Genomic DNA, 11,690 nt, shown 5'->3' with positions numbered 1-11,690 from the left:
TTGTGTTTTAGGAGCATGCTTGTGGAAGAAGCCAAACAAGCCAAAAGACGTTATTTATTTTACATAGCGCAAAACTATTCCTATGCGATGTTAAGGCCACTTCAACAAGTCATTTTGGAAAGAGGTGATGAGGTTAGCTGGTTCTTAGAGGGAAATGAGGTCGATCCTAAGTTTTTAAAAACCGATGAACTGCGCTTGCAGAGCATCGATGCTGTGAAAGCGTGGAAACCAGATGCGGTATTCGTGCCTGGGAACGTTGTCCCTCATTTTATTCCTGGGGTTAAAGTGGGCGTATTCCATGGATTTAATGCGGGTAAAATGAATCATAAGGGCCGAGAAGATCACTTCGAAATCAGAGATTGTTTTGATTTGTATTGTACCCAAGGCCCTGCGACGACTCTGCCCTTTCTGAAACTAGAGAAAAAGTTTGGTACTTTTACTGTCGTTGAAACGGGATGGCCTGCGCTCGACCCCCTATTTCTTGAGAATAAAGATAATCCTTATATCAAAGCTGATGACCCAAGGCCTGTAGTACTCTTTTGCTCAACATTTTCCCCAAGTTTGACCTGCGCACCTGTGGTATTTGAGCAGATTAAAGCCCTGTCGCAAAAGAGCCAATGGCGCTGGTTAGTGCAATTTCATCCAAAGATGAATCCTAAGATTGTTGAGCAGTACAAGGCTTTAGAAAACGAGAATTTACAGTTTGTTGAAACTGATAATGTGATCCCTTTGCTGCAGGCGGGGGATGTGATGTTGTGTGACACTTCATCGATTCTGTTGATGTTTTTAATGCAGCGAAAACCAGTGGTGACCTTTAAAAATCAGTCACCGAAAGATCATTTAATCGATATCAGTCGGGTTGAGGATATTGAATCTGCATTAACGCGAGCACTGAGTCGTCCTGATGATTTGATGGCGCACATCCATGATTATTGCAATCAAATTCACCCTACGGGCGATGGTCAATCTAGCCAGCGAGTTTTAGCCGCAACAGATGCTTTGATTGATAAAGGCACAGATTGGCTAAAACCTAAACCATTGAACTTGTTGCGCCATTTTAAGATGCGGCGCAAGCTAGGTTATTGGAAGTTGTTTTAGCTAGTTGTCGTTACTTATGGGCCGATATTGAAATATCGGCCCATTTTGTTAGCCTTGCAGTTTCGTTTCTTCAACCAGTTTAAAGATGATTTCTTGCATATTTTTCTGGAAATCTTCAATACTGTGGTTTGCTTTGATGTAGTCAACTGCCTTAACCGCGAGTTCTTGTCTTAGTTGTTCGTTTTCCATCAGATGGCGTATACCATCGACAAATAAATCGACTTTATCAAAACCATCTCCGAGCACTGTACCTGTAAATACGCCAAATTGACTCGTCAGCTCGTCGGGGTCACGGCAACTGACGAGAAGGGTGCCATAAGATAACGCTTCTAAGAAAGAAATTGGTAGAGCTTCGTGAATTGAAGTGTTGACTAAAATTTTAGCATCTTTGATTAGCTGGTTTTTTCGATCGCCTTCTACATGCCCTACAAAATGTAGGTTGGGAATATTTAGGTAGTCATTCATGATGGACTGATTTTTCTTTGACTGCCTAAATGACTGACCTAGCATGAAAAATTCATATTCAGGCATCAGTTTAGCTATCTCGCAAAATAACCAACCACGTTTGACTGACTCAATTCGTCCCAGAAAGATAATGTGATTTTTCTTCGGGTGTGCTTCTACATCGAAATTATGATCGATCTCGATAGGATTGGGTAAATATTTGATTTCTGTTTTATCATCGAGATTGTAGAGATCTCTGGCTTTACGATCTAAAAAGCGTGCCTGAGAAATAAATGAGACTTTCCCTGCCGCCCAAAGGTCATGAACAAACTGATAAATATTACTGTCCCAATAACTTTTCTCAGGGAAAAGTTTTACGGTATTAATTTCATCCCATTCATAATCAGGTCTTGGATCTTGAACCCAAAATAGGAGTTTTTTATCAATATTGGGAATGGTTTTTAGAATGCGATATGAGTGGGTTGTCATTTCTATTGACAGAAATATATCGTAATTCTTCTTTTTCAGAAACCTAATATTAAGGAAATCCATAAACTTAGCAGCTAAGCGATAAACTTTAATGCCATCGATCATATAGCGACGAGGTATTAATCTTTGCTTGCTGCAGTCTTTTTTTATCAGCACTTCTACTTCAATATTTTCGTTGGGTAAGTGTTTGGCGATTAAGTGGCGTGCTAGAAAACCGTATCCACCATACACTGTGCCTGTACCACCAAAGTACTCATCAACTAATAAAGCCACTTTAAGCTTACTCATTACTACCCCAAAAAATCATTTATTGCTAATTCTACTTAGGCAGAATTATTTGATGGGAAGTATTTTGATATTTTTCAAATAGACTATCAATGAATTTATTTATTCATAAATACAGAATGGTTAACCTTATAATAAACTGTTTTATCGATGTTCAATAATAGTAATTATACAGGCTAAATGTATTGTATTTCTGTGTGTTATTACTCTTTGTTTGATGCATTTGTTAACATCTTGTGTTTTTTAATCCAATTAAAACGAGCTTTCATACTGTATCAGAGTGTAACGGGTGTTGGAGGTTAAGTAGAAACTCTACTTATATTCAATAGAGTTTCTACTTTTTACCGTATTAAAGATATTTATTCGGCTAAGTTCAAATATTGCTTTGCAATATTTTGACTATCTACGGCTTTAAGAATAGCAAGGTCTTCAAGCGATGGAGGCGATGCCAGACATTCCAGAGCCTTTTGTGCCAACAATGCAGGTTGGCGAACGGGGACCAAATATTTAGCTAAATGTCCGGTAAGGATTTCATTCGGGCCGTGAGGGCAGTCAGTGCTTACGACGGGGGTGCCACAGGCCAATGACTCAATGACTACCGTTGGCAAGCCTTCAAAATCTGAGCTCAGTAGCATTAATTCTGCGTTGGCAATCCAAGCATAGGGATTATGTTGAAAACCGGGTGTGATAATTCGGTGCTCAACACCGTATTTTTTGGCTAATTTACGCGCTTTATTTGGTCGATTACAGAGAAGCACGAGTTTAGGTGCTGTCGGCATATCCCTCAATGCTTTGAAGAGAATGTCATGGCGCTTTTGACGAGTGACTCTACCCACATGGATCATATAAGGCTCATTGGGAATTTCGGCGATAACTTCTTGAGTCTTAATTTTTATTTCTTCTAAGCGAAAAGGGTTGTAGATGGTTTGCACGCTCTGGGGTTTTAACCAAGAAGTGGCTCTGAGTTCGTCGGCAATACCATTTGAGACTGTGATGATTTTTTTGCCGATCAGAGCCTTGGCTTTTTTCCATCTGCGCCAGAAGTGTACTGGACCGCGTTTTAACTCCATCAATAACTCTTGTTTTAACGCACAATGACAGAAGTAGTAGCAAGGATCGAAATGACAGCCGGAAACAACAACATCGCAGTCAGTTGAATTACTTAGAAAGAGTGAAAACTTGCCCGTTTTTTCGGCGGCGCTCACTTTAGCTTTGAGTTGTTGTATCTGCTCCTGTAGCGAAGGTTTTTGACCTGCTTCAAACAGATAATGAATAGTCACATTTTGCGGAGGTATAAAATCGCCTTCCTTGTGAAACACAAACAAATGCACATCTTGTCCTGCTTCCTGTAACACTTCTGCCTGCGACAAGGCGACTTTCACTGTGCCGTTGGAGAAAAAGTTATGGCAAAAAATCGCGATTTTCTTCATATATGCTCTTCTGCGTGTCTTCAAACGTCGTTTTTAAACCTAACACTGCTCAGTGTATATCGTTAAATAGGGGAGCAACATTGTATGTGGTCGGTTTTAATTTCGTGCAACATTATACCTGTTCGTGCCTTTACATGGGCTTAATCAATAGCGTTCTTGCTTATTTTTAAGTTTTTTATCGGTATTTAAAGTCGTTTTTGCTGCGATTATTCACTCGCTTGGCTAAAACGAGTAGACTGGCGAGCAATGATTTTTGGCATCCATGTGAGTTGAGTCAGCAAAGTGCATACAAGAGCAATTTACCCAGGGACATTTGATCCTATCACCAATGGTCATGCCGACTTGATTGAGCGTGCGGCTAAACTGTTTAAACATGTGGTGATTGGCATTGCGGCTAATCCTTCCAAGCAGCCTAGATTCACCCTTGAAGAGCGAGTTGAATTGGTCAATCGGGTGACTGCTCATTTGGATAATGTCGAGGTGGTGGGGTTTTCGGGGTTGCTAGTGGATTTTGCCAAGGAGCAAAAGGCCAGTGTACTTGTGCGTGGGTTACGCGCGGTATCCGACTTTGAATATGAATTCCAATTAGCAAATATGAATCGCAGATTGAGCCCTGATCTGGAAAGCGTGTTTTTAACGCCTGCCGAGGAAAACTCATTTATCTCTTCAACCTTAGTAAAGGAAGTCGCTTTGCATGGTGGCGATGTGAGCCAGTTTGTTCACCCTGAAGTAACGGCTGCATTGGCGGCAAAGCTTAAGTTGGTTAAACCCTAGATTTTACCTGCGAACTAGATAGTTTTTACGTAGGAGTTTTGTGTTAACTTTGAGGCATTGTTGCCTTGTGATGATACTTAAAAGGATGTTATGAAGGCTTTTTTTTCCCCCACGATCCTTGCTACTAGCATTGCCTCTGGCCTGTTTTTTTCTTCAATGCTTGCTGCTGCACCTTGGGTCGATGCCTCTGATATTTATCTTAGAGCTGACATTCAAGCACTTGCTGATGCGGGTGTGATCACTGTGCCTGTGAATACTTATCCATTGATGTGGTCAGGCATTGGTGGTGATTTAGCGAAAATTGAGCCTGAGCTGCTTTCTCCCTCTTTAGTACAAGCCTTTGCACGGGTTAATTTTTATTATCAAAATGCTGTCGATAATCGTGGTAATGCACGGATAAAAGTATCGGCAGCATCTGATCCTGCTCGCTTTCAACATTATGGTTCTGACTATCGCGAGAAAGGTGAAGTGCTAGGCTCCTACGAGTATTTAGGATCGCGTGTTGCTTATAAGGCGACTGTGGCAGAAACCTATGATCCGCAAGATAATAAAAACTTCCGCCTTGATGAGTCTTATTTTGCCATCATTTTTGGCAATTGGATCGCAACCTTAGGCGCGGTTGAGCAGTGGTGGGGACCGGGGTTTGACTCGGCTATACATCGTTCTAATAACGCCCGCCCTATGTCATCGTTAACCTTGAGCCGTAACAATGCCGCGGCTTTTGAAACACCTTGGTTATCTTGGATTGGCCCTTGGACCTTTAAAACTGGATTTAGCTTAACTGAAGTGGATCGTGCTGTGCCTAAGACGGCTGAGTGGGATATGCGCTTAAGTGCAAGACCGATTAAACAGTTAGAAGTGGGATTGTCTTGGTCGACTTTATTTTGTGGTGAGGGTCAAGATTGTAACTTTGACTCTTGGTGGGATTCGGTTGCGAGTAATGCTGTTTGTATCGATGGTACAAATGATTGTGCGCCGAATGAGCGCCGCGATGCAGGCCATAGAACTCAAAGTATTGATATGCGTTATGCCGATACTTTGCAGGATATCCCCGTTGGATTATATCTCGAACATAGTTGTGAAAATGGTAGTGACTGCGGCTCACTTTGGGGTATTGATACCCATTTTGGCACATCGGGTAAGCAGTTTAAGTTGTTCATGGAATATTCGGACACCTATGTAAAATGCGATGGTGATAGTGCCAATTGTTTCTATGAGGATCCTGTCTATCTGAGTGGTGCTCGCTACTATGGTCGTGCTTTGGGTTCTACCTATGATAGCGATGCACAAGTGTTTGTGGTTGGATTAGTTGGCCAGTTTAATAATAGCCGTGGTTTTACCTCGTTGCTGCGTTATGCGAAGCTGAATAAAGATGGCTCCAATGTGGCAAACACTTGGGCGCCACAACCGCCAAAAGAAGATTTATTGATGCTGGAGCTTTCTTACCGTATGCCAGTGTGGAAAGGCATGTGGAGCTTAGGTGGAACAGTATCGAGATCGGAGTTTGAAGTTCAAGAAAATGATACCAATGCCACGCTATTTAGCAGTTTTGAGTATCGTTTTTGACAGCTGTAACTGATTAAATAACGAAAAATGCCAAGCACTTGCTTGGCATTTTGGCTTATAAATAACGCAATATTAGCGTGTTTGGCAAATGCCACAAAATACTGTGGTGCGTTGGCCTAAACGGATTTCACTTAGCAAGTTACCGCAGCTTGTGCAGGTTTCACCGCCGCGACCATAGACATGCAGTTTTTGGGCGAAGTAGCCCGGCTTGCCATCGGCATTGGTGAAGTCTTTCAGCGTGGTGCCACCCTGTTTAATGGCGTGGGCTAAGATTTGCTTCACTTCGGCAACTAAAACGGTCAAACGCTCGATATCGATTTTACCTGCTTCGGCCTCTGGATGAATACCCGCCGCAAACAAGGCCTCATTGGCGTAAATATTGCCTACACCCACTACGATATGATTATCCATCAGGCAGAGCTTGATCGCTTTTTTCTTGCCCGCTAAAGCTGCCGCTAATTGTGCGACATTAAAGGCATGGGTCAGTGGCTCTGGCCCCAGTTTGGCGAGTAATGGATGCGCTTCTTCTGGGAGTTCACACCATAGCCAAGCACCGAATCGTCTTGGATCGTTAAAACGTAAAATGCGGCCGTTGGCGAGCACTAAGTCGATATGGTCATGCTTTTCCACTGGGGTATCGTGGGGCAAAATCCGTAAACTCCCCGACATGCCTAAATGCACTATGCTAGTGCCCGCATCAGTGTCGATTAACAGATACTTAGCACGGCGTCGCACTTGGCGTATGACTTGGCCGATAATTTGTTTGGCGATGTCAGGCACAGGCCAGCGCAACGAGCCATTGCGGATCACAAGATCAATTACGGTTTGCTCGACAAGGTAGGGGGCAATACCCTGACGGGTGACTTCAACTTCTGGTAATTCCGGCATGGATTCTTTCTTATCTTAAGTAAAATGGGGTGGCATTAAGCTGCGGGTTTCGCATCGAGGATCGGTTGCAGTTTAGATCTTAAACTCGGTGGTACTAAATACCAATTACCTGCGGGAGACTTTAAGGCGCCTTCATTGGGAAAATAGATCCACAGTTGAGCATCGCGGATATCTGCAATCTGTATAACTAATTCTTGCGGATTATCTGTGGTTTCTGGCGCGGCGGTTAAGGGGGATACCCGTATGGTTTGCCACGCCTTTGCCCATTCATCACAGTTGAGGACTTTAGTGTCGCACTCCCATTGTGATGCTTGCTTGTGCAGCCATAACCCGTCGAGTTGCAGCTGTGAAAGCGGTGCATTATCGTCAAACAGTCGCTGAGCATCACTCGGAACATTATTGGTTTTGTTATCCATAAAAGTCAGCACGGCGACCATAAAGGCGCAGGCGACTATGATGATGTTATTCCATTGCTTACGAGTTAATGCCATAGAAATGTGTAACGCTAAGTATGGGGTGATGCTTCGAGTTTATCACGGCCAAATTGAGATGCTAGCCCTTAAGCGATGGAGTGGTGATGCTTAACCGCCAGTGGTGTTCATAAAGCGTAGGATTTGTACCTGATTATTGCCAAAGTCGTGCTGCTTAGGCTTGAGATTAATTCCCGCGAGAATAGCGACTTTTAATCTTTCAATATCAGCCGGAAATTCCCGGACTATGCTTTTGAGATCAACGGCATGTTCATTGCCTAAACATAGCAATAATTGGCCTTCGACTGTGACGCGCACGCGATTACATTCGTGGCAGAAGTTGTGGCTGTGGGGCGAGATAAAACCGATATGGATTGGGCTGTCGGCCATAGTGTAATAACGTGCTGGGCCACCGGTACGTTTGTTGGAAAGCTGTAGCTGATAGTGACTATTAATGATGGCTTTTACTTCATCGCTGCTGCAATGACGGGCGCGTTTCCGCTCATCCATTTCGCCAAGTGGCATTTCTTCGATAAAGGCGATGTCTAAGTTACGGCCACGGCAGAAATCAACTAAATCAATAACTTCATTATCGTTCTGCTGTTTTAAAATCACCGCATTAATCTTGATACGTTCAAATCCCGCCGCAATAGCCGCATCAATACCATCGATGACTCTGTCTAATTTGCCGTTACGCGTTAGCTGAGTAAACAGTGTGGGGTTTAAGGTATCTAGGCTGATATTGAGGCGCTTTAATCCTGCATCAAACATGGGTTTAGCGAATTTTGTCAGCCTTGAACCATTGGTGGTCATGGATAAATCCGTCAGCCCAGGCAGTTTGCCAAGCAGACCCACTAGCTGGTCGCAATCGGTGCGAACTAAGGGCTCACCGCCGGTCAGGCGAATTTTAGTCACACCAAGCTCGGTAAAGGCTTGGGCAATCCAAGCTAATTCTTCGAGGTGGAGTACGTGGTCCTTTGGCAGAAAACAGGGATCTTCCGTCATGCAATAAATACAGCGAAAGTCGCAGCGGTCGGTGACCGAGAGCCGTAAATATTCGACCTTACGGCCAAAGGAATCCACAATTAGACTCATAAAAACTCACTGGATCCTAAAGCAGATCCGCAAAGGGTTGAATAAATACAGTTTCACCTGCATTCACGGCTTCTGCATCATCCCCTATGATGATGAGGCAATTCCCTTTAACCATTGAACTTAACATCCCAGAACCTTGGTTGCCCGTGCTACTCACGTGTAGGCGTTCATCTTTACCAAGCTGATAAATCCCGCGAATAAATTCGGTGCGGCCTTGGCGGCTTCGTAGAGTTTCATCACTTATTGCAGGGAATAGCTGCGCTTGCCAGTTCACTTCACCTGCTAATTTTCGTAAAGCGGGCTGCACAAATTGCAGGAAAGACACCATGACTGCGACTGGGTTGCCAGGTAGCCCGAAGAATAAGCTGTCATTCACTTTACCAAAGGCGAGTGGCCGACCCGGACGCATGCTAATCCGCCAGAAATCAATTTTGCCGAGGCGTGCAAGCACGGTTTTGATGTAGTCCGCATCGCCGACAGACACACCACCCGAGCTAATGACGACATCAGCAAGGTTGGCGGCTTTAGCGAGAGTTGCTTCAAGGGCGGCTTCAGAATCTTCGATAATACCTAAATCGATAACGTCACAACCGAGACGTTTTGCCATCGCTTTGATGGTAAAGCGGTTTGAGTCATAAATGCAGTTAGCTTTGAGCACTTCGCCGGGCTGGCTCACTTCATCGCCGGTAGAGAATACTGCAACAGTTGGGCGGCGATATACACTCAGGTGATTGAGCCCGAGTGAGGCCAGTAAACCTTGTTCGGCGGCGCTTAGGCGAGTGGCTTTTGCAAGTGCGACTTGGCCTTGAGCAATATCTTCTCCAGCGAGGCGAACGTGTTGGCCAGAAAGAATGCGGCCTTCAAAGCTAACAATGCCATCGACTTCCTTGGCAAGCTCTCGGGGCTGCACTGTATCAGCACCTGCAGGCACTGTTGCGCCCGTCATGATACGCACGGTTTCGCCGACTTTAAGCGTGGCCGAATATTGATGACCGGCAAGAACCTCTCCCACCAATTTTAAGGTGGTAGGCATGGGGTCTTGATAGACAAAGGCGTAGCCATCCATCGCCGAATTGGTTTGTTGTGGCACGTTGACGGGAGAAATGCTGTCGCTGGCCAGTACGCGGTTATCTAAGGCGTCTAACTCAATGTCTTCAATCTCTGCCACGGGTGAAACATGGGATAAAATTTGCGCTAAACCTTGGCTGACGGTAAGGTTTTTGTTGTCGCCTATGGCGCAGGTATCCACTGCCGAAATGGGGTATTGGAGTGGCGCTTCCCAGTTTTGGGCGTACTCCATCACAAAATCGGCAATCTGGCTGACATTGTTGAGATCGAGACGGCGCAGCTCACTCGGGAGTGCGTCGCTGGGCAATTGAGTATCGTCGCAACAGGCGATGGCGAGGATATTCTCATCTTGGGTGTAGATAAAAGGTTTGCCGTGGGCGGCGCGGTGCAATTCAATTTTAGGTAATGCGAGCTTTTTAAAGCCTTCGACGAGGACAATATCGACTTTGTCGGCTTCGATTTGCTTGAGTAAATGGACTAACTCAGGATCGCCATCGCGCGCGTCTTCTGTCATCAGCGCCCAGCGTACATGGGAGGCGACCAGCATTTGTCGTGCGCCCGCTTTACGCATTTCGTAACTATCTTTGCCGGGAATATCTACGTCGAAATTATGGTGGGCATGTTTGATTACGGCTAAGCGCAGGCCACGTTGATTTAATTCGGGGATCAATTGCTTGAGTAAGGTGGTTTTCCCCGTGCCACTGTAGGCACAAAATCCGAGAACGGGAATAGCGAGCGGATTGACGAAGGGGTTACTCATTTGCACCTCTAATTTGGGTTATTGGAGCCTTTTTAGCTATTGGGTGATTTTTATCGCTAGTCGTTGTTTTTGTTCTGGCGTATTCACATTCACAAAAGCATTGGGCTGGTCGGCGAATGACGCTACGACGAAGTGATGTTTAATATACCAAAAGTCCACTTTACGCTCACCCGCCTCAAGAAACGCTTTCATCGAGTCACGTAAGCTAGGTTTTAAGAGTAAAACAACGGGTTGTTCATACTCACCGTCACTGGCAACAGCAATATCGGCCTTTTCTGCTTCAATTGCTGCCAACATACGCGGAACAAGGTCGAGTGGCAGGAGTGGGCAGTCGCAGGGCACTACCAATAAGTAGTCTGCATCTGTTTGGCCCATAGCGGTGATCATACCCGCTAAAGGTCCGAGGAAACCACTATGCTCGTCACTTATCACCTTAAAACCGAACTCAGCATAACGTGTTTGGTTACGATTTGCGTTGATCAGGATCTCCTTAACCTGAGGTTTTATTCTATCTATTGTGTGCTTAATCATGGCTTCGCCGTTTAATTCGACGAGACCTTTATCGTCGCCACCCATGCGACGGGCCATACCACCGGCGAGAATAACGGCATCAATTTGCGATGACATACAAAGGCTCCTGTGCTGGCAAAGATTCAGGCTGTTGATAAGAGGTCATCACGCGCTCACCTTCTATGTGCCACTGTTGTTCGCAGATGGCGGTTAGCGCGCAATTCTGATGGCTACTCAGTAACATTCCTGTGCCTTCGTGTTTGAGTTGTTGGATCATTTTCAATACTAGCTCTTGGGAATCCTTGTCCATATTGGAGGTGGGTTCATCGAGCATTAATAGTTTAGGTTGTAGGATCCAAGCGCGCGCAATCGCGAGGCGCTGTCTTTCGCCGCCAGAGAGATTACTTGCCCTTGCCTGCAGCAGCGACCCTAGCTGCGCCATCTCAATTGCTTGAGTAATCCGCTGTTTAGCCTTGGCTTTTGTTTCTGAGCTGAAATTCAGCCCATAGGTGAGATTATATTCTACTGTGCCGTCGAACAAATAAGGATGTTGGTGCAGATAAACGGCCTTACCTAACAATGGATTGCGTCGCCACCAAGCATTTTTGGCAAAACCGACAGCCTCAATATGGCCTTTGGTTGGTGGCATTAAGCCCGCCAGAATTTTCATCAAGGTTGATTTGCCTGTGCCATTGTCGCCTTGCAGATAAATCACATCTCCTTGGCAGAGCGATAATACGTCGGCTTTGAATAACAGGCGCGCGCCAAAGGACATTTCTACGTCACGGGCGATCAGTTTGACCTTAGTCATTG

Annotated in this window: 11 protein-coding genes; 3 read left to right on the top strand and 8 right to left on the bottom strand. The window is 45.0% G+C overall.

Features of this window, described 5'->3' with window-relative positions:
- Positions 1–21: 21 nt before the first annotated feature.
- On the top strand, positions 22–1,098 hold the full coding sequence (locus KO537_RS17190; protein ID WP_219235120.1) for a CDP-glycerol glycerophosphotransferase family protein: 1,077 nt from the start codon (positions 22–24) through the stop codon (positions 1,096–1,098).
- 48 nt (positions 1,099–1,146) lie between these two features.
- On the opposite strand, the gene KO537_RS17185 is transcribed toward KO537_RS17190, so the two are convergent.
- Positions 1,147–2,319 (bottom strand): glycosyltransferase family 4 protein, encoded by a 1,173-nt coding sequence (locus KO537_RS17185; protein ID WP_173497803.1) that lies wholly within the window; start codon positions 2,317–2,319, stop codon positions 1,147–1,149.
- A gap of 356 nt (positions 2,320–2,675) precedes the next feature.
- On the bottom strand, positions 2,676–3,746 hold the full coding sequence (locus KO537_RS17180; RefSeq protein WP_105250748.1) for a glycosyltransferase: 1,071 nt from the start codon (positions 3,744–3,746) through the stop codon (positions 2,676–2,678).
- A 282-nt stretch (positions 3,747–4,028) separates the two neighbouring features.
- On the opposite strand from KO537_RS17180, the gene coaD reads away from it, so the two are divergent.
- Positions 4,029–4,520: a pantetheine-phosphate adenylyltransferase gene (coaD, locus tag KO537_RS17175; RefSeq protein WP_105250747.1), complete on the top strand. Its 492-nt coding sequence runs from the start codon at positions 4,029–4,031 to the stop codon at positions 4,518–4,520.
- 90 nt (positions 4,521–4,610) lie between these two features.
- On the top strand, positions 4,611–6,086 hold the full coding sequence (locus tag KO537_RS17170) for a capsule assembly Wzi family protein (protein WP_219235118.1): 1,476 nt from the start codon (positions 4,611–4,613) through the stop codon (positions 6,084–6,086).
- A gap of 72 nt (positions 6,087–6,158) precedes the next feature.
- Here KO537_RS17170 and mutM read toward each other — a convergent pair whose 3' ends face one another.
- The 6 genes from mutM to KO537_RS17140 all read right to left on the bottom strand — a co-directional run bounded on the left by mutM (position 6,159) and on the right by KO537_RS17140 (position 11,688).
- On the bottom strand, positions 6,159–6,974 hold the full coding sequence (gene mutM, locus KO537_RS17165; RefSeq protein ID WP_113940164.1) for a bifunctional DNA-formamidopyrimidine glycosylase/DNA-(apurinic or apyrimidinic site) lyase: 816 nt from the start codon (positions 6,972–6,974) through the stop codon (positions 6,159–6,161).
- 35 nt (positions 6,975–7,009) lie between these two features.
- Positions 7,010–7,465 carry a hypothetical protein gene (locus KO537_RS17160; protein WP_219235116.1) on the bottom strand — a complete coding sequence of 152 codons (456 nt, stop codon included), beginning with the start codon at positions 7,463–7,465 and terminating at the stop codon, positions 7,010–7,012.
- Between the two features lie 90 nt (positions 7,466–7,555).
- Entirely contained in the window at positions 7,556–8,539 is a 984-nt protein-coding gene (gene moaA / locus KO537_RS17155; protein WP_219235114.1) for a GTP 3',8-cyclase MoaA, read from the bottom strand.
- A 16-nt stretch (positions 8,540–8,555) separates the two neighbouring features.
- Complete coding sequence (locus tag KO537_RS17150) at positions 8,556–10,367, bottom strand: bifunctional molybdopterin-guanine dinucleotide biosynthesis adaptor protein MobB/molybdopterin molybdotransferase MoeA (protein ID WP_219235112.1); 1,812 nt, start codon at positions 10,365–10,367, stop codon at positions 8,556–8,558.
- 36 nt (positions 10,368–10,403) lie between these two features.
- Complete coding sequence (gene mobA / locus KO537_RS17145) at positions 10,404–10,994, bottom strand: molybdenum cofactor guanylyltransferase MobA (RefSeq protein WP_219235110.1); 591 nt, start codon at positions 10,992–10,994, stop codon at positions 10,404–10,406.
- Positions 10,978–11,688, bottom strand: coding sequence for an energy-coupling factor ABC transporter ATP-binding protein (locus KO537_RS17140; RefSeq protein WP_113940168.1), 711 nt, complete (start codon positions 11,686–11,688; stop codon positions 10,978–10,980). Before KO537_RS17140 ends, mobA begins: the two co-directional genes overlap by 17 nt.
- Between the last annotated feature and the right edge of the window lie 2 nt (positions 11,689–11,690).

The organism is Shewanella sp. NKUCC01_JLK (genome assembly GCF_019345615.1).
GTDB classification, from domain to species: domain Bacteria; phylum Pseudomonadota; class Gammaproteobacteria; order Enterobacterales; family Shewanellaceae; genus Shewanella; species Shewanella oncorhynchi.
The sequence above is the reverse complement of the archived record's forward strand: the minus strand, read 5'-3'. Positions and strand labels throughout refer to the sequence as shown.